Origin of the sequence: Lentzea sp. HUAS12 (assembly GCF_024125735.1) — a bacterium.
In the GTDB taxonomy this organism is placed as follows: Bacteria; Actinomycetota; Actinomycetes; order Mycobacteriales; family Pseudonocardiaceae; genus Lentzea; species Lentzea albida.
Window position 1 is genome coordinate 9,410,964 of sequence record NZ_CP099738.1, and the last position, 17,486, is coordinate 9,428,449.

General features: G+C 70.2%; 15 protein-coding genes. 7 read left to right on the forward strand and 8 right to left on the reverse strand.

Features of this window, described 5'->3' with window-relative positions:
- The first annotated feature begins 147 nt into the window (after positions 1-147).
- Together ND450_RS44340 and ND450_RS44345 are read left to right on the forward strand one after the other, a co-directional pair.
- Positions 148-2,346: a glycoside hydrolase family 9 protein gene (locus ND450_RS44340; protein ID WP_253323913.1), complete on the forward strand. Its 2,199-nt coding sequence runs from the start codon at positions 148-150 to the stop codon at positions 2,344-2,346.
- A gap of 46 nt (positions 2,347-2,392) precedes the next feature.
- Positions 2,393-3,346, forward strand: coding sequence for a glycoside hydrolase family 6 protein (locus tag ND450_RS44345; RefSeq protein ID WP_253323914.1), 954 nt, complete (start codon positions 2,393-2,395; stop codon positions 3,344-3,346).
- Here ND450_RS44345 and ND450_RS44350 read toward each other — a convergent pair.
- On the reverse strand, positions 3,333-4,757 hold the full coding sequence (locus tag ND450_RS44350; RefSeq protein ID WP_253323915.1) for a HAMP domain-containing sensor histidine kinase: 1,425 nt from the start codon (positions 4,755-4,757) through the stop codon (positions 3,333-3,335). The genes ND450_RS44345 and ND450_RS44350 overlap by 14 nt on opposite strands.
- The gene (locus ND450_RS44355; protein WP_253323916.1) at positions 4,754-5,425 is read right to left on the reverse strand and encodes a response regulator transcription factor; all 672 of its coding nucleotides are present in this window, start codon (positions 5,423-5,425) and stop codon (positions 4,754-4,756) included. Before ND450_RS44355 ends, ND450_RS44350 begins: the two co-directional genes overlap by 4 nt.
- 252 nt (positions 5,426-5,677) lie before the next feature.
- Between ND450_RS44355 and ND450_RS44360 the strand changes: the two genes are divergently transcribed.
- The 3 genes from ND450_RS44360 (at position 5,678) to ND450_RS44370 (ending at position 9,264) form a co-directional block, all read left to right on the forward strand.
- Entirely contained in the window at positions 5,678-6,598 is a 921-nt protein-coding gene (locus ND450_RS44360) for an oxidoreductase (protein ID WP_253323917.1), read from the forward strand.
- A gap of 412 nt (positions 6,599-7,010) precedes the next feature.
- Positions 7,011-8,279 carry a beta-1,3-glucanase family protein gene (locus ND450_RS44365; protein ID WP_253323918.1) on the forward strand — a complete coding sequence of 423 codons (1,269 nt, stop codon included), beginning with the start codon at positions 7,011-7,013 and terminating at the stop codon, positions 8,277-8,279.
- A gap of 196 nt (positions 8,280-8,475) precedes the next feature.
- Positions 8,476-9,264, forward strand: coding sequence for an alpha/beta fold hydrolase (locus ND450_RS44370; protein WP_253323919.1), 789 nt, complete (start codon positions 8,476-8,478; stop codon positions 9,262-9,264).
- 66 nt (positions 9,265-9,330) lie between these two features.
- On the opposite strand, the gene ND450_RS44375 is transcribed toward ND450_RS44370, so the two are convergent.
- From ND450_RS44375 to ND450_RS44390, 4 genes are all read right to left on the reverse strand, one after another.
- The gene (locus tag ND450_RS44375) at positions 9,331-10,335 is read right to left on the reverse strand and encodes an aldo/keto reductase (protein WP_253323920.1); all 1,005 of its coding nucleotides are present in this window, start codon (positions 10,333-10,335) and stop codon (positions 9,331-9,333) included.
- A 6-nt stretch (positions 10,336-10,341) separates the two neighbouring features.
- The gene (locus ND450_RS44380; protein ID WP_253323921.1) at positions 10,342-11,718 is read right to left on the reverse strand and encodes an FAD-binding oxidoreductase; all 1,377 of its coding nucleotides are present in this window, start codon (positions 11,716-11,718) and stop codon (positions 10,342-10,344) included.
- A gap of 193 nt (positions 11,719-11,911) precedes the next feature.
- A complete protein-coding gene (locus ND450_RS44385) occupies positions 11,912-12,655 on the reverse strand; it encodes an SDR family oxidoreductase (protein ID WP_253323922.1) in 744 nt (247 codons plus the stop codon).
- Positions 12,656-12,723: 68 nt separating this feature from the next.
- Positions 12,724-13,791 carry an aldo/keto reductase gene (locus ND450_RS44390; protein ID WP_253323923.1) on the reverse strand — a complete coding sequence of 356 codons (1,068 nt, stop codon included), beginning with the start codon at positions 13,789-13,791 and terminating at the stop codon, positions 12,724-12,726.
- Positions 13,792-13,902: 111 nt separating this feature from the next.
- Here ND450_RS44390 and ND450_RS44395 point away from each other — a divergent pair, with 111 nt between their 5' ends.
- Together ND450_RS44395 and ND450_RS44400 are read left to right on the forward strand one after the other, a co-directional pair.
- Positions 13,903-14,517 (forward strand): TetR/AcrR family transcriptional regulator, encoded by a 615-nt coding sequence (locus ND450_RS44395; protein WP_253323924.1) that lies wholly within the window; start codon positions 13,903-13,905, stop codon positions 14,515-14,517.
- A 104-nt stretch (positions 14,518-14,621) separates the two neighbouring features.
- Entirely contained in the window at positions 14,622-15,296 is a 675-nt protein-coding gene (locus ND450_RS44400) for a response regulator transcription factor (protein WP_253323925.1), read from the forward strand.
- Between the two features lie 18 nt (positions 15,297-15,314).
- On the opposite strand, the gene ND450_RS44405 is transcribed toward ND450_RS44400, so the two are convergent.
- Both ND450_RS44405 and ND450_RS44410 read right to left on the reverse strand, forming a co-directional pair.
- Complete coding sequence (locus ND450_RS44405) at positions 15,315-16,178, reverse strand: Rieske 2Fe-2S domain-containing protein (RefSeq protein ID WP_253323926.1); 864 nt, start codon at positions 16,176-16,178, stop codon at positions 15,315-15,317.
- A 1-nt stretch (position 16,179) separates the two neighbouring features.
- The gene (locus tag ND450_RS44410) at positions 16,180-17,385 is read right to left on the reverse strand and encodes a hypothetical protein (protein WP_253323927.1); all 1,206 of its coding nucleotides are present in this window, start codon (positions 17,383-17,385) and stop codon (positions 16,180-16,182) included.
- Positions 17,386-17,486 lie beyond the last annotated feature (101 nt).

The window sequence follows — 17,486 nt, forward strand, 5'->3', positions numbered from 1 at the left end:
GGGAAGAGGTAGTCCCGGTCACATTTCGATGAAGCGGGGTCGTTGACACCCGGGGTCGGGTGGGTGAACATTCGCTCCGACGCTGCGGTCGCGCCGGGAGACAGTCGACCTCGAGAGGCCCCCGGTATGTCCGTGAAGAACCGGCTGGTGGCAACCGGCCTTCCGCTCGTGCTGTTCGCCGTGCTCGCGACGCCCGCGACCGCGGCCGAGCCCTACGAACGCGTGCTCAACGGCAAGTTCGACAGCGTGAAAACGCCTTGGTGGAGCAGCGGAATCGCTCCGTCCACAGTGGAGGACGGCAAGCTGTGCGCGCAGATCCCCGGCGGCACGGCGAACCCCTGGACCGCGATGATCGGCCAGAACGACGTCCCGCTCGAGGCCGGCCGGCCGTACACGCTGCGCTTCACCGCGACCGCCTCCCGGGACGTCACGGTGCGGGCGGCGGTCGCTCTCGGCGTCGCGCCGAACACCACCGTGCTGAACAGGCCGGCCGCACTCACCAGTGCTCCCAGGACGTTCGAGTTCACCGGTACGTCCACTGTGGCCACCCGCACCGGCGGCCAGGTCGCGATCCAGGCCGGTGGCGCGTCCGCGGAGCCCTACACGCTGTGCCTCGACGACGTGTCGCTGACCGGCGGCATCATCCCGCCCGGCGGCGGCTGGGACTACGGCTCACCGGTCCGCACGAACCAGCACGCCTACCCGACGCACGGCACCAAGCGCGCCTCGATCGTCAGCAGCTCCACGACTCCGCTCGACTGGCAGTTGAAGGACGCTTCCGGAACGATCGTCAAGAGCGGGAAGACGCAGGTCAAGGGACGCGACGCGATGACGCGCGACGACGTGCACATCGCCGACTTCTCGTCCTACCGCCAGGCTGGAAGCGGTTACAGCCTGATCGTCGGCGACCAGGCCAGCTACCCGTTCGACATCACCGACAAGCCCTACGACCAGCTGCGACGGGACGCGCTGGCGTACTTCTACCACAACCGCAGCGGCATCCCGATCGAAGCGAAGTACGTCGGTGACGCCTACGCGCGCGCCGCGGGCCACGTGGGCGTCGCGCCCAACAAGGGCGACGTCTCGGTGCCGTGCCTGCCGGGGGAGTGCGACTACTCGCTCGACGTGAGCGGTGGCTGGTACGACGCGGGCGATCACGGCAAGTACGTGGTGAACGGCGCGTTGGCGGCGTGGCAGCTCATGGACACCTACGAGCGTTCGCTCCACACGTTCGACGTCGAGGGCATCCGCGACGGCCTGCTAGCGATCCCGGAACAGGGCAACCAGCGACCGGACGTGCTCGACGAGGCGCGCTGGGAGGTCGAGTTCCTGCTGAAGATGCAGGTGCCGGCCGGAAAGCCGTTCGCGGGCATGGCCCACCACAAGATCCACGACCTGGCCTGGACCGCACACCCGATGCTGCCGGCCAACGACCCGCAGCCGCGCTACCTGCACGCCCCGTCGACCGCCGCCACGCTGAACCTCGCCGCCGCCGGCGCCCAGTGCGCCCGCGTCTACAAGATCTGGGACCGCGCGTTCTCCGGCAGGTGCCTGGCCGCGGCCGAGACGGCGTGGAAAGCCGCCCTCGCCACCCCGGCGAAGTACGCGCCGGACGAGGACGGCGTGGGCGGTGGCGCCTACGACGACACCAACGTCACCGACGAGTTCTCGTGGGCTGCGGCCGAGCTCTACGCGACGACCGGTAAGCGCGAGTACCTGGGCAGGATCACCACGAAGCTGACCTCGGCCGGGTTCTCCTGGAAGGACACCGGGGGGCTGGCCGACCTGACGATCCTGCGCCTGCCGCTGAAGTTCCCGCTCGACCGCGTGCTCGCGGCCCGGTCCCGCGTCATCGGTGTCGCCGACGGCCACCTGGACGACCTGAGGTCGCAGGGCTACCCGAACCCGTCCAAGCCCGCCGACGGCCAGTACGCCTGGGGTTCGACCAGCGCCACGCTCACCGCATCGATGATCATGGCGATGGCCTACGACACCACGCTGAACCGCAAGTACAGCGACGCGGTGCTGGAGTCGATGGACTACCTGCTCGGCCGCAACGGCCTCAACCAGTCGTTCATCAGCGGCTACGGCGAGAAGGCCAGCAGGAACCAGCACCACCGGCACTGGGCGAACCAGGTCGACGCCGAGCTGCCCACCCCACCCGCCGGTGCGCTCGCCGGCGGCCCGAACTCGGGCCTGCAGGACCCGGTGGCCCAGCAGAACCTGCCGGGCTGCGCCCCCGCGAAGTGCTACATCGACGAGCTGGGTTCCTGGTCCACCAACGAGGTCGCCATCAACTGGAACTCGGCGCTCGCCTGGGTCGCGGCGTTCGCCGACACGCGCTGACGCGCTCTCCCCGCAGGAAAGTCCCCCGTCCGAAAGGAGATCCACAGTGCGGTGGATCGTCCGTTCCACGACCGTCGTCTGCGCGGTCGCGCTGCTGGCACCCGCTTCCCCTGCCACAGCAGCCAGTCCGATCAGCCTGACGAGCGGCTTCTACGTCAACCCGAACTCCGCGCCCGCCACCTGGGCGCGGAACAACCCGGGCGACTCCAGGTCCGCGCGGATCCAGTCCTCCATCGGCTCCAAGCCGATCGCGCGCTGGTTCGGCGACGACGCGAACATCGGCTCGACCGTGGCCAACTACGCGGGCGCGGCCGACGGACAGGACAGGTTGCCCGTGCTCGTCGCGTACAACATCCCCAACCGGGACGCCTGCGGCGGCCACTCGGGAGGCGGCGCGGGCAGCGCGGCCGCCTACCGGACCTGGATCTCGGGCTTCGCGGCCGGGATCGGGACCAAACCCGCGGTCGTGGTCGTCGAACCGGACGCGCTCGCCGCGTACGGCTGCCTCGACCAGGCGAAGCGCGACGAGATGGCCGGGTTGCTCCGGTACGCCACCGAGCAGCTGAAAGTCAAGGCGCCCAACACCTACGCCTACCTCGACGCGGGCAACGCCGGCTGGGGCACCCCGTCGACGATGGCGTACCGGCTGAACGAGGCCGGCGTGGCGAACATCCGCGGGTTCTCCGTCAACGTGTCCAACTACTACACGACCAGCCAGTCGGCGACCTACGCGAACTCGATCAACGGCTTCCTGGGCACCGCGCGGCCGTTCGTGATCGACACCAGCCGCAACGGCAACGGGCGCAACTCCGACCCGGACGGCTGGTGCAACCCGGCGGGCGCCGAGCTCGGCGTCACCGCCCAGACGGGCGGTGGTGCCGAAATGCTGTTGTGGGTCAAGACACCCGGTGTGTCCGACGGCCCGTGCGGCATCGCCCCGACCACACCGGCCGGGACCTTCGACCCGGATCTCGCCGTCCGGCTGATCACCGGGACCTGAGGGGGAGCACCGGCCCGTGCGCGGGCCGGTGCTCGCCGAAGATGAGGTCCCAGTCGAGCTCGGGCTCGGGGACCGGGCGCGGTTCGGGGAGGTGGTGGTGCGTCGGGACGATCGACCCGTTGAGGAACTGCCACACCTCGTCGCCCACGCGGTGCCGTTCCACGACGGCGGCCTTCCTCGGCTGGGGGATGCCGGTCGGGATCGTCGCCACGAAACGGATCCCGCGGAACCCCTCGGCGTCGGTGGCCTCCAGCGTGCCCTGGTGCCGTCCGGCGATGCGGCGGGCGATGGCGAGCCCGAGGCCCGCACCACCCGCGGCACGGGTGCGGGCCTCGTCGAGCCGGGTGAACCGGTCGAAGACGCGTTCCCGGTCCCCCTCGGGGATGCCGGGGCCGTCGTCGATCACCTCGAGCGTCGCGGACGACCCGCCGCGCAGGCGCACGACGACCTCGGTGCCCGCGTGGCGTTCGGCGTTGTCGAGCAGGTTGCCGAGCAGCCGGGACAGCTGCGCGTGCCGTCCGGGCACGAGCACGTGGTCCTCGGCGTCGAGCGTGACCATCGCCCGGCGAGAGACCTCGCGGCGCACGACGGCGCTGAGGTCGACGGTGTCCTGCCGGTCCAGCGCGTCGGCGTCCAGCCTCGCCAGCAGCAACAGGTCGGTGGTCAGCTCCTGCAGCCGTTCGGCGTCCTCCAGCGCCATCTTCACGACGGTCGGCCAGTCCGCCATGTCCGGGTGCGACAACGCGATCTCGAGCTCGGCCCGCAGCGCGGCGAGAGGGCTGCGCAGCTCGTGCGAGGCGTCCGCGACGAACCGGCGGGTGTCCTCGACGGCGTGGTGCACCCGGTCGAGCGTCTCGTTCAGCGTCGCGCCCAGCCGGGCGATCTCGTTGTCCGAGGACGGCACGGGGACGCGCCGGGTGAGGTTGTGCTCGTTGATCTCGGCCACCTCGGCGCGCATCGCCTCCACCGGCCGCAGCACCCGCCCGACCGCGGTCAGCACCGTGACCGACACCAGCGTGGTGACCAGCACGAACACTCCGAGCAGGCCCAGCGCCGCGGTGTTCAGCTCCGCCTGCGCCTGCGCGGTGATCGTCCGTGCCACCCCCTCCGCGGGCCGCGGCCCCGCCCCGACCACCTCGTATCCGAACTCGCCGAACGGCGACAGCGTCAGCTCCGGGCGCACCTCGGTGGTCGCGTACTGGACCACCACGTCCGGCGCGGTGAGCAGTCTCCGCTCGTCCAGGACGACGCACTTGCTGCCGGCGCACACGTAGTGCACGCGCGAGCTGTTCTCGGCCTGGGTGGTGATCTGCTGGCGCTGCGACCCCAGCATCAGGAACCCGGCCAGGCCGACCATCACGGCTGTCGCCACCGTGGCCAGCACGGTCACCTTGACCTGCAACGACCTCACCGGTCCACCAACCTGTAACCGACACCGCGCACGGTGGTGATGCTCCGCCGGTCGAACGGCGCGTCGATCTTGCGCCGCAACGCGCTGACGTAGACCTCGACGAGGTTCGGGTCGGGGTCCTGCGCCGAGTCCCACACGCCGTCGATGATCTCCGACTTCGTGACGACCTCGCCGGCGTGCCGCAGCAGGAAGCTCAGCACCGAGAACTCCTTGGCCTTCAGGTCGATCCGCGTGGTCCCGCGGTGGCACTCGCGGCTGACCGGGTCGAGCACCAGGTCACCGGCCCTCAGCAGCACCGGCTGGGCGGTGCGCGACCGCCGTCCGAGCGCTCTGAGCCGCGCGACCAGCACGACGTAGGAGAACGGCTTGGTCAGGTAGTCGTCCGCGCCGGTGTCGAGACCCTCTGCCTCGTCGAATTCGCCGTCCTTCGCGGTGAGCATGAGGATCGGCGTCCAGATCCCGGCGTCCCGCAGCTCCTTGCAGACCCGGTAGCCGTTGAGACCGGGCAGCATGATGTCCAGGACGATCACGTCGTACGGGTGCTCCCGCGCCCGCCACAGCCCGTCGGTGCCGGTGCGCTCCACGTCGACGGCGAACCCCTCGGCGGTCAGGCCGCGGGTGAGCAGGTCGGCGAGGCGGGGGTCATCTTCCACGACGAGCACGCGCATGGGAGCAGCGTGCCGCATCACGCATGATCGAGTCCTGAAATCCGTTTCAGGATCCTTCAGCATCACTTCAGGTTCACCCTGACAGGCTCTGCGTCGTGGAACCGGGGGGATCCACGGCCGGGGGAGAAGGTGGCGGCGAGGTCGAGGGGGAGCAGCGCCGCCGCCTTCTGAAACAGACCGCCCGGCTCGGGTCGTTCCGCGACCTGGAACGACCTCTCCCGCACCGCGCGCGGGTCGACTTAGCGTGCGGCCATGTCCCCTTGGAGCGCGGACGACGTCCCCAGCCAGCTGGACCGGATCGCGGTCGTCACCGGAGCCGGTTCGGGACTCGGCCTGGCCACCGCGACGCAGCTCGCGCGGCACGGCGCGCTGGTCGTCCTGGCGGTGCGGGACGTCCGGGCCGGTGAACACGCGGCCGGGGTGATCAGGAATTCGGTGCCCCGCGCGGACCTGCAGGTGCGGGAACTCGACCTGGCGTGCCTGGAGTCGGTGCGCGGGTTCGCCGGCGACGTGACGTCCTCGCTCGGCACGGTCGACCTGCTGGTGAACAACGCCGCCACCGCCGACCTCGGCCCGGCGCGCGCGACCGCGGACGGGTTCGAGCTCCACATCGGCACGAACTTCCTCGGCCTATTCGCCCTCACCGGCCTGCTCCTCGACGCGTTGAGCCGGGCGGGCGGGGCGAGAGTCGTCAACCTCAGCTCCACGGCGCATCGCAGCGTGCACCTCGACGTCGACGACCTCATGTCCGAACGCGACTTCGAGGGCGTCCGCGTCTACAGCCGGTCCAAGCTCGCCACGACGGTCTTCGGTCTCGAGCTGGACCGGCGGCTGCGCGCCGCCGGGTCGTCGGTCCTGAGCGTCGTCGCCCATCCCGGCCTGACCAGGACCTCCCTGGCGCCGAACGCTTTCGCGCAACGCGGGTGGCGAGGACGGATGACGGCCGCACTCCTGCGCGTGCCGTCCCAACGGGTCGAACGGGGCGTGCTGCCCCAGCTGCACGCCGCCACGGCCACCGGAGTGCGCGGTGGGCAGTTCTTCGGCCCGTCCGGTCCCGGTGAGATGCGCGGGCACGTCGTCGAGGTGCGCCCCAGTGCGGAGGCCGCCGACGCCGTCGTCGGACGGCGCCTGTGGAACGCGGCCGAGGCGCTCACGGGAGTGCGCTACCTCTGACGCTGTTCCCACTGTCAGGCCATGGGAAACCTGAACCACTCGAACGGAGCAGCACCGCGCCTGGACAGTCTACTTGCGACAGTTGTGTCCGTCGGCGCTGATCCGTCCTGTGAGGACGGACGGTGTCGGACATCCGCTGCTGTCGTGTGAGGTCTCGGTAAAGCACGAGATCGTTTGCGAATTTTCTTCTTTTCTTTCATCGCATCAGCCCTGGTCGGTGCGCTGTTTTGCTTGTCCGTGCGGGAAGTCGGGCCGTGCCGGACGCTCGTCCGGTGTTGACAGAGCCGACTCGGCGATCAACCATGGAAGCGCTCTCATAACCGGTCTGTACCAGTTCTCGGAGCGCGGGCGCCGGCCTTCCCTGAAGCAGGGCCGGGGCCTGCTGACGGAAAAACCCTGCACAAGGAGTTGTATGCGCACTCGAACAAAGTGGTTGAGCGCGCTCGCCGCACTGGCGGCGACTGCATCGGCGGTCATCGCGACCGCACCTGCCCAGGCGATCGGGCCCGAACTGCTGCCGTTCACCGTCACCAACAACAGCGGCCGTTCCGAGGCCGTGCACCTGTACGTGCTGGGCACGGACATCCGCAGCGGGCGTCTGGGGTACGTGAACCAGGCGGGGGCGTTCACGCCGTGGTCGCCGGGCGGCAACCCGCCCACCCCGGCACCGGACGTGTCGATCGACGGCCCTGGTCAGGGCGGCACGACCACGCTGCAGGTGCCGCGGTTCATCTCGGGCCGGGTGTTCATGTCGTTCGGGGAGAAGTTGAAGTTCTTCCTGACGCCGGACGGCCTCGTGCAGCCGGCGCCGTGGGCGGGTGGCGACCCGAACAGCGGCATCCTGTTCGACTGGAGCGAGTTCACCTACAACGACGCGGGTCTGTGGCTCAACAGCTCGCAGGTGGACATGTTCGCGGTGCCGCACGCGGTCACCGTGACGGGTGCGAGCGGTGCCACGAAGAAGACCGGTGAGCTGAAGTCCGGCGGCCGTGACGCGGTGATCAACGGCGTCCGCGGCCAGGCCGGGTGGGGCGGGTCGGTCGTGTCCCGTTCGGACGGCACGGTGCTGCGGGTGCTGGCGCCGGGCAAGGCGGCGGACGTCGGCAACTTCGACCGCAACTACCTCGACCCGTACATTACCGAGGCCTGGGACGCCTACACGGGCAAGACGCTGACGGTGCAGCCGTTCGGCGACCGTCCTGACGTGAAGTACTTCGGCCGCACCTCGGGCGCCACCATGAACTTCACGGACTCCACCGGAAAGCAGGTGGCGTCGTTCGCGAAGCCGTCGACGTCCAACGTCTGGGGCTGTGACGGCGCGTTGCAGGCGCCCAACGACCAGGTGGTCGGCCCGATCGCCCGCACGCTGTGCGCCGCGCTGCACCGCTCGACGCTGGGGCGCATCGACACCCAGCCCGGTGGTGGCCCGGCGGACTTCTACCAGGGCGCGATCACCAACCACTACTCCCGGCTGGTGCACCAGAACATGGTGGACGGCAAGGCGTACGGGTTCGCGTTCGACGACGTGCAGGCCCAGGAGTCCCTGGTGCACGACGGCGATCCCCGTTCGGCCGGGATCGTCCTGACGCCGTTCGGCGGTGCTGCCCCGGTCTCCGCCGGCGGTGCCGTCAGCGGCTCGAGGGGCGAGGTCGTTCCGAACTGGAACTTCGCCCTGGCCTGAGCCCACAGCTGGAGCCTCCTGCGAGCGGCGTTGCGGACCATGTCCGCAACGCCGTTCTGCTGTGACCCAGGATGTAGATAGAACGATCGGTCTTGACTCTGGAGGTCGTGGAGGCTTTACTAATCGAGGTAGAACGTTCTGTCTCTTTGAGAACGATCCGCCGCCCAAGCCTCCCGTCTCCGAGTAAGGACCCGTCATGCGCAGCGAACTCCTCCGCAAGGCCTTGATCGTCGGAGTGAGCGCACTCTCCGTGCTCGCCCTGTCCGTGCCCGCGACGGCCACCACACCCGACCGCCCCGGCGGTTCCGCCAAGCCGACCGTCGTGCTCGTCCACGGGGCGTGGGCGGACTCGTCGAGCTGGGCGCCCGTCGTCGAGCGGCTGACGCGCGACGGTTATCCGGTGAGAGCCATCGCGAACCCGCTCCAGGGCCTCACCGGTGACAGCGCCTACCTCGCCAGCTACCTCGCGACGATCGAGGGACCGAAGATCCTGGTCGGGCACTCGTACGGCGGCGCCGTGATCACCAACGCGGCCACGACCGCCCCTGGCGTCAAGGCGCTCGTCTACGTCGCGGGCTTCATCCCCGCCCAGGGCGAGACGATCGGCGAGCTCGCCTCGCGGTCGGCTTCGCCCCTGCCGCTGCTCGCCACCCAGGTCCCCGGCGGCACCGAGGTCGTCATCGACCCCGCCCACTTCCGCGACAGGTTCGCGGGTGACCTCGACCGGACCACCGCCACCACCCTCGCCGTCGCCCAGCGGCCGGCGAACACCAACGCGGTCACGGACGCCAGCGGCACCGAGGGCTTCCGCACCATTCCCTCGTTCGCCTTGGTGACGCGCAAGGACCGCGCCATCGACCCGTCGGTGCAGCGGTTCATGGCCACCAGGGCCAACGCGAAGATCACCGAGGTGGACGCCTCGCACGCCGTGATGCTCAGCCGTCCGGACGTGGTCACGAAGCTGATCGAGTCCGCCGCGCGGTGACCTCGTGAACCCGGCGGGGTGCGGTGGTTCCGGCCACCGCACCCCGCCGGTCACTCGGCATCCACGTCAGATCACAGGGATCGCGGGGAACTTGAAGCGCGCGGTTTCTCCCGCGAAAGCGTACGGGGAGTCGTCACGAATCCGTGGTGCGCTAACGCTTTCGAGCCGGGTGTAGTGCTCGGGTGTGAGCTCGAGTGAAAGCGAGGCGATGTAGTCGTCGAGCTGCTCCGTCGTGCGCGGTCCGATGATCGGGACGATCGCGGTGGTGGCGCGCTCGGCGCGGGCGAGGACCCAGGCGGACGCGATGCGCCCCGGCTTCTCCCCGACCTCGTCGGCGATCTCGAGCACGACGTCCAGAACCGACTTCTTGTGCCCGGTGTCCTCGGTCGGCACCCCCAGGGCGGTGTAGCGGCCCTCTTCCCCGCGGCGGTACTTCCCGGTCAGCCGGCCGCCGGCGAGCGGGTAGTAGGCGCACACGCCGAGACCGAACGCTTCGGCCGCCGGCAGCATCTCGTGCTCGATGTCGCGGTTCAGCAGGTTCAACGGCTCCTGCACGCCGACCAGGTCGAGGCTCCTGCTCGCCCCCACCGCCACCCGCCAGGCCGGGAAGTTCGAGAGACCGCCGTGGAGGATCTTGCCCGCGCGCCGCAGGTCCTCGAAGGTCGAGAGGATCTCGTCGATCGGGGTGACGCCGTCGGGGAGGTGGACCCAGAGAAGATCGATGTGGTCGGTCCTGAGGCGACGCAGACTGGCTTCGACGGAGAGCGCGGCGGCACGGCGGCTGTTGCCGGTGCGATGCACCGAATGCGGCATGCGCGTGTACTTGGTGCCCAGCACGAAGTCCTCACGCCGGCCCTCGATGAGCTCGCCCAGGACGCTTTCCGATTCCCCGGCCCCGTATCCGTCCGACGTGTCCAGGAAAGTACCGCCGGCGTCGGCGAAGGCGTTCAGGACGATCCGGGCCTCGTCCGGCGTGCTGCGGGCGTTCGGCCCGGTGCCGAACCCGGCTGTGCCGAGTGCCAGTTCGGACACCCGCAGTCCGGTCCGTCGGCCGAAGGTCTGGTATCGCATCGCGGATCACGCCCCCGCCACGGGCAACGGCGTCGCCGAGAACAGGCCCTCCGGATCCCACTTCGCCTTCACCTGCTGCAGGCGGGAGAGGTTCTCCCCGTACAGGTGTGCGATCTGCTCGGTCGCCTCCGGCCCGAGGTTGTTGACGTAGCCGCCGGGGAACGACTGCTCCGCCAGCGCCTCCGACGCCGCGTCGGCCCACGCGCGAACACGATCGCCCGCGTCCTCACCCTCCCAGATCCCGATGATCTCGATCATGAGGTGCGGCTCGCGCCGCTCGAAGGCGGTGGCGTCCGGAGCGACCCTCGTGGAAGTGCCGTGGAAGTGGTGCAGCACGAGAGCGGAGAACGACGTCGGAACCGTGTCGCCGAACTCCACGAGAGAATCGATGAGCTCGTCGCTGAGGGAGGGGACGTTGCGCGTCCGCATCACGACGTTGCGGCCATCGGGGAACATCGCGTCCAGCGAGGCGATCACCGCGGCCTGGGGCGCGGCCGCGAGTCGGCCCACCACCAGGTCGCCCAGCCTGGTCAGCGCCATGGCCGGACCGTGCGGATCGAGCCCGGCCTCGACATCACCCGACCAGGTGGGGATGACGGCCAGACCGGGCGAACCGTCCGGTCCCACGATCACCGCGGTCTGGATCGTCAGGCTGTCGGGGCAGTTCTCCATGGCCTCGCGCACGCCCTCGAGCACCTGACGGGCCTGGTGCCACGGGTACAGCAACAGCCCGGACACCACCTGTGGCACGGCGTGCAGCCGCACGGTCATCGACGTGACGACCCCGAAGTTGCCGCCACCACCGCGAAGCGCCCACAGCAGGTCCTCGTCAGCGTCCACAACGGACCCGTCCGCGGTCACCACCTCGGCGCCGAGCAGGTTGTCCGCGGCAAGACCGGCCACACCGTTCAGCGGCCCGTAGCCACCGCCGAGGGTGAGACCGGACACCCCCACCGTTCCCACCGTGCCGGTCGCCGCCACCAGGCCGTGCTCGCCGGCCGCGCCCAGCAGGTCGTTGACGGCAGCGCCCCCGCCCACCTCGGCCGTCCGGGCCCGCGGGTCCACCCGCACGGAGTTCAGCGGCCTGATGTCCAGCGTCAGACCTCCCTCGGCCAAGGCCAGTCCCGCGTGGTTGTGGCCCCGTCCACGCACCGACAGCGGCAGCCCGAACTCGCGAGCGGTCCGCACGCCGATCACCACGTCATCGGTGGACGTGCAGGTCAGCACGATGGCGGGACGCTGTTCCGCGGCACCGTTCCACAAGGCGATGCCGCGGGCGTACTCCGGCCCGGACACGTGCACCTGCTGGGCGGGCAGACGATCGATCAACGCGGCTCGGGCGGACACGACCGCCTGGTTGTGCTCGAAGCCGTCGCCAGGCATGAGTTCTCCTCTGAATTGTATGTAACGATCACTATACTCAGAAGAGGTGAGGTCCGCCTCCGACCATGATCTCCTGGCCCGTGACGTGGGCGGCCCCGTCCGGAGTGAGGGCACCGTGATGGGCGGGGCACCGCGGCTGCCGGCTGCGACGCTCGTGCCGGGGATTGCTTCGGACTCCCTGTGGGACAACGGCTCAGAGCTGGGTGTAGCCACCGTCCACCGCCAGCTCGACCCCGGTGGTGTAGGTGGCGTCGAAGGCCAGGAACGCGGCCGCCGTGGCGATCTCCACGGGGGTGCCGAGACGTCGCAACGGGTTCTCCGCCACCCGCTGCGCGATGAACTCCGCGGCGGCCTCCGGGCTCATCTCCTTCTCGAGCACCCCGGTGTCGACCGGCCCGGGGCTGATCGCGTTGACCCGGATCTCTCGGCCGGTCAGTTCGGCGGCGAAGCTGCGGGCCAGGGAACGCAGCGCCGCCTTGCCCGCCGCGTAGGCACTGGTGGTGGGGATGCCCATGACGCTCGCGGCCGAGGTCGTGAGGACGACACCGGCTCCCTTGTGCAACAGAGGGGCGAGTTTCTGCACCGTGAAGTAGGCACCTTTGACGTTGATGTCGAACACTTCGTCGTAGGCGTTCTCGGTCATCTCCTCCAGCAACGCGGTGCGGGTGACACCGGCGTTCACGAAGAGCGCGTCGAGCGAACCGAGTTCCGCCGAGACCTGTTCGGCGAGTGAGTCCAGGTCCTCCAGCGAAGCCACGTCGCCCCGCGCGGTCAGCGCGTTCGGTCCGAGCCTCTCCCGGGCGGCGTCGAGTCGTTCCCGGGAGCGGCCGGTGATCACGACCCGTGCGCCGCGCTCCACCAGGAACTCGGCGATCCCGAACCCGAGTCCGCTGGCTCCGCCGGTGACGACAGCGTGCTTTCCGGTGTACACACCCATCCTGGCATCTCCTGCGCTTGTTCTTCGATGTGCTGCAAGGGGTTCGAGGTCTGGTCCACTGTGCACGGTCAGCGGCCGCGGGTGTCGATCTTCATGTCTCCGTGGGACACCATGCGGATGTGGTCGCTCGCGAGCAGGTCGTGCGGGTCGCCGAGGCTGATCGCGCTGACCTCGTCGAGCCGGGCGAACTGGTCGTCGGTCAGCTCGACCTGCAAGGCGTCGAGGTTGCCCCGCAACTGGTCCGGAGTGCGTGCCCCGATGATCGGCGCCGCGACACCGGGGTTGCGCAGCACCCACGCCAGCGCGACCTGCGCCGGCGTGCGTCCGTGCTCGGCGGCGATGTCCCGCACGACGTCGGCGATGCCGAGCGTCCGCTCGGTCACCATGCCCAGGTTCGCGTTGAAGCTCTTGCGGTTGCTCTCGCCGGGCTCGGGGCTCGCCGGGGTGAGGTCGGCGCGGCTGTACTTGCCCGACAGGACGCCGCCGCCCAGTGGCGAGAACGGCGTCACGCCCAGTCCCATCGCGCGGGACATGGGGATGAGGTCGCGTTCCGCGTCCCGGTTGATGAGGCTGTACTCGACCTGCAGTGCGATCAGCGGCGACCAGCCGCGCAGGTCGGCGATGGTCTGCATGCGCGAGATCTCCCACGCGGGGGCGCTGGACATCGCCACGTAGAGGACCTTGCCCTGGCGGACCACGTCGTCCAGGCCGCGGAGGATCTCGTCGGCCGGTGTCGTGAAGTCCCAGACGTGCAGGTGCAGCAGGTCGATGTGGTCGGTGCCGAGTTGCCGCAGGCTGGCCTCCACCGAGGCGAACAGGTTCTTGCGGTGCGGCCCGCCCGAGTTCGGGTCGCCGGGAGTGCGCAGGGTGGAGTACTTCGTGGCCAGGACCAGGCTTTCGCGCCGGCCGCGGCTGAACTCGCCCACCAGCCGTTCGGAGCTCCCGTTGGTGTAGGTGGGGGCGGTGTCGATGAAGTTGCCGCCGTTCTCGACGTACGTGTCGAACAGAACTCGGGCGTTGTCCCGCTCGACGCCCCAGCCCCACTCGGTGCCGAACGTCGCCGTGCCGAGCGCCAGCGGGGAGACGCGGAGTCCTGACCGCCCCAGCAGTCGGTAGGTGTCAAGGCTGAGTGGCATCGAGGTTCTCCGGTTCCTTAAGTACAACGACTGTGTACTTAAGCTAGCCCGACGGGCCGTGGCGCCGCAAGTTAAGTACTCCGACCATTACCCAGCTCGTACACTGGTGGCATGGCCGAGCTGGAGATGGGCCCGTCGAGCCGACGACGTGGCAGAGGCGCGCGAGAGCGCATCCTGGAGACGTCGGAGCGCCTGTTCCGCGGCCAGGGGATCGGCGGCACCGGCATGGACCAGCTCTCCGCCGAGGCGCAGGTGTCGAAGCGCACCGTGTACCAGCACTTCGGCAGCAAGAACGAGCTCGTCGCCGAGTACCTGCGCCGGCACGACCCCGACACGATGCCCGAGGTCTTCGACCGCGACGACCTGTCTCCCCGTGAGCGGCTGCTGGCCGCGTTCGACAAGCCGCGAACGGTGCCGCCGGCCGAAGTGACGCCGCTGTGCCCGTTCATCGCGGCCGCCGTCGAGATAGCCGACCCGGACGATCCCGGGCGCAGGTGCGCGCGCGACTACAAGATGTCGGTCGCGGCCCGTTTCACCGAGACCGCTCGCCAGGCCGGCGCCGCCGATCCCGAACAACTCGGCGAACAGCTGGCCCTGCTGCTGGACGGCGCGTCGGCGCGCACCAGGGCACTCGGCACCGAGACCCTCCCGACCGCGCAGGCCGTCGCGACGATCCTCATCGACAACGCCCTGCGCGGTGCGGCGCCGGAGGCTACCGGCGCCTGAGCCCTGTTTTTAACGGTCGTCTCAGGTCCGCTCGATAGGAAGTAGCCACCACCGGCCCGCACCGGACGGTGGCCGGACCGCGCGACCCTGAAAGGCAGCCGCTCATGATCTCCGTGCTCGTGGTGGACGCCCAGCCGCTGCAGCGCTTCGGGTTTCGCGTGCTCCTGGAGAGCACTCCCGACACCGAGGTGGTCGGCGAGGCCGCGAACGGCGCCGAGGCCGTTCGGCGGGCCTCCGAGCTGCGTCCCGACGTGGTGCTGATGGACACCCGCACGCCGGGCGTCGACGGGATCGAGGCCACCCGGCGCATCGTCGCCGCCGGTGGGCGTTCGCGGGTCCTCGTGCTGACGACGTCCGATGTGGACCGGTACGCGTTCGCCGTGCTGCGGGCCGGGGCAAGCGGTTTCCTGCTCGAGGACACCCGCCCGGAGGAGCTGCTCGCCGGCATCCGGGCCGTCGCCGCCGGGGACGCGGTGATCGCGCCGGCGCTGACCCGGCGGTTGCTCGACGCGGTCGCCGACCGGCTCGACGACGACCTCGGCGGGCCGGGGCGGGAGGATCCCCGGCTCGGCTCCCTGACCGGCCGCGAGCGCGAGATCCTCGTCGCCATCGGCCACGGCCTCACCAACGGCGAGATCGCGCACCGGTTCACGCTGTCGGAGTCGACGGTGAAGACCCACGTCGGGCGGGTCCTCGCCAAGATCGGCGCACGGAACCGGATCCAGGCCGTCATCCTCGCCTACGACCTGAGGCTCACCCGGCCGGTCCAGCGCTGCTGACCACCGGCACTCCGAAGATCAGGCGAGCACCACCCGCCCCTCGACCACCTCGACCGGGATCTTGACCAGCGGTGCGGGGGCGGGCCCTCCGGTCACCTGGCCGTTCTCGTCGTAGGTGGCGCCGTGGCACGGGCACCGGAATCCGGGACCGACGTACGACACCGGGCAGCCCTGATGACTGCAGGCGGCGTTGTACGCCAGGAACGTGTCCGGCGCCGGGCGCAGGAGGTGGGCGGGCGTCCCGTTCGGCATCGTGAAGCTCTTCGACGAACCGACGGCGACGTCGTCGACCGCGGCGATCACGTGGCTCGCCGGCTTCGCGGCCGAGCGGGCAGGACGCCGGGCGAGCGCCAGCACGCTGCCCGCGGTGACTCCGGCGACGGCCGCCGCCCCCGCGATCAGGCCGCTCAGCAGCACGGTGCGCCGCCCGGCGTCATCCTGCGCCTTGGCACGCAGCCGGGCACCCAGTGACAACACCCCGGCGTCGCCCGCGATCAGCAACGGAGTCCAGGCGAACACGAACACGATGTCGGCCCCGAAGTAGTACGGCCGAGTCGCCCAGCTCACCGCCAGGAAGAAGCTGAGCGAGAGCACCACACCGCCGAGCGCGGCGAGCCGGGTGAACAGGCCGAGCAGGGTCGCGAGGCCGACCGCGACCTCCCCGAAGGCGATCGCCAGCCCGGCGACGGTCGCGTGGTCGGCGGCCAGCGAGACCAGCGGGCCGATCGGGGAGGTCGCGGCGGCGTTCACCATCTGCGCGTGGACACCGAGTGCGGAGGTGCCGTCCAGGTAGTGCGTGTCGAACAGCTTGGAGACACCGGCGTAGATGAAGGTGCCGCCGAGAAAAGCGCGCAGCGGCAGCAGTGCGTGTTCGTCCCTCACGTCAGGACTTGTGGGGAGAGACCGTCATGATGCCCGTGCACATCTCGTCACTGGTGCCGTCGCCCCACACCACGTAGCGCGGCGGCAGCTTGCTCAACTGCGGCAACTGTTTGCGCAGTCCCGCGTCGTGCGTGCACGTCACCCGCAACGTGTCGCCCGGACCGATCTCCACCGGCGACGGCAGCTTCAGCAGCCGCTGGTCGTCGAAGTCGAACTGCGGCACGTCCAGCACGACCTTGGCCTTCGGCGTGCCGGGGTTGAGCTCGACCTTGATGGCCCGCCCGAGCATGTGCATGTGGCCGAAACCGGCGAACAGGGTCATCGGCGCCTCCACCTTGTGGTCACAGGTCTGGGTGTCGCCGGGCCTCGGCGTGCCGCCCTGATTGCACTCCTGCACCTGGATGTCCGCCATCTCGCCGGTCTCCGCCCCGAACCGCTTGGTCACGTCCGCGATCGAGGCCTTTCGGTCGCAGAGAGGACCCGACTCGCCGACGGTGCAGGGCAGGTCGGTCGGCGCGCTGAGCGGCCACGTCTCGAGTTCCCGGGTCTGCGGCGTGCCGTCCGTCAGCCGCAGCCGCACCGCCGAGCGGTCCGACCCCGCCGGCTTGCCGTCGGTCGCGAGCAGGTTGTAGTGGATCTGCAGGACGATCAGGCTGCCCGGCTCCAGCTTGTAGCCGACGTCCTGGTCGAGCAGCGTCTCCGCGGAGCCCGGCGCCCAGGTGTCCACCCACGCCGCGTCCCCGTCGTCCTCCTCGGCGCCTTCCACGCCGGTTCCCCCGAAGCACTGCCAGCCGAGGCCGGAGGTCTTCGCGTCCTGCTCGCGCACCGCCGCCACGCCTTCCGGCGGCACCGCGTACACGATGGCGTGGTGGGCGATCGCGACGTTCTCCGGCGTGAACTGGGTCCCGGTCAGGAACTGCGCCTTGGTCAGGCCCGGATCGATCACCTGGCACCGGTAGTCGTCCGTGCCGCCCTCCAGCGACGTGGGCGTGTAGGCCTGGGCCATCTTCACGTCGACGAACCGCTCGCCGGCGCGCAGCGGCTGCGTCGGGGCCGGCGGCTTGCCCGCGTGCCCGTGGTGCGGTCCGGGCGGGACGGGCGCCGCACCGCCGCCGGTGTTCGACCCGCAGGCGACGACGGTGAACGCCGTCGCCAGTGCCACGGTGGCCGCGCCGATCCTCCACAGTGGACCATTGGATTTCCTCATGGCCTGAACGCTAGGGCCGATTCCGCCGCGTTTCGTCGTACCGCGGTCGTCACTTCCGGGGGCGCCCGGTACGACGGTACTACTCCAGCAAGTCCTCTTAG

What these genes read in the sequence shown, in the direction of transcription:
- ND450_RS44390 (WP_253323923.1), bottom strand. Translation starts at nt 13,791, where the DNA reads ATGCCACTCAGCCTTGACACCTACCGACTGCTGGGGCGGTCAGGACTC.
- ND450_RS44375 (WP_253323920.1), bottom strand. Translation starts at nt 10,335, where the DNA reads ATGCGATACCAGACCTTCGGCCGACGGACCGGACTGCGGGTGTCCGAA.
- ND450_RS44360 (WP_253323917.1), top strand. Translation starts at nt 5,678, where the DNA reads ATGTCCCCTTGGAGCGCGGACGACGTCCCCAGCCAGCTGGACCGGATC.
- ND450_RS44380 (WP_253323921.1), bottom strand. Translation starts at nt 11,718, where the DNA reads ATGCCTGGCGACGGCTTCGAGCACAACCAGGCGGTCGTGTCCGCCCGA.
- ND450_RS44365 (WP_253323918.1), top strand. Translation starts at nt 7,011, where the DNA reads ATGCGCACTCGAACAAAGTGGTTGAGCGCGCTCGCCGCACTGGCGGCG.
- ND450_RS44395 (WP_253323924.1), top strand. Translation starts at nt 13,903, where the DNA reads ATGGCCGAGCTGGAGATGGGCCCGTCGAGCCGACGACGTGGCAGAGGC.
- ND450_RS44355 (WP_253323916.1), bottom strand. Translation starts at nt 5,425, where the DNA reads ATGCGCGTGCTCGTCGTGGAAGATGACCCCCGCCTCGCCGACCTGCTC.
- ND450_RS44410 (WP_253323927.1), bottom strand. Translation starts at nt 17,385, where the DNA reads ATGAGGAAATCCAATGGTCCACTGTGGAGGATCGGCGCGGCCACCGTG.
- ND450_RS44400 (WP_253323925.1), top strand. Translation starts at nt 14,622, where the DNA reads ATGATCTCCGTGCTCGTGGTGGACGCCCAGCCGCTGCAGCGCTTCGGG.
- ND450_RS44370 (WP_253323919.1), top strand. Translation starts at nt 8,476, where the DNA reads ATGCGCAGCGAACTCCTCCGCAAGGCCTTGATCGTCGGAGTGAGCGCA.
- ND450_RS44385 (WP_253323922.1), bottom strand. Translation starts at nt 12,655, where the DNA reads ATGGGTGTGTACACCGGAAAGCACGCTGTCGTCACCGGCGGAGCCAGC.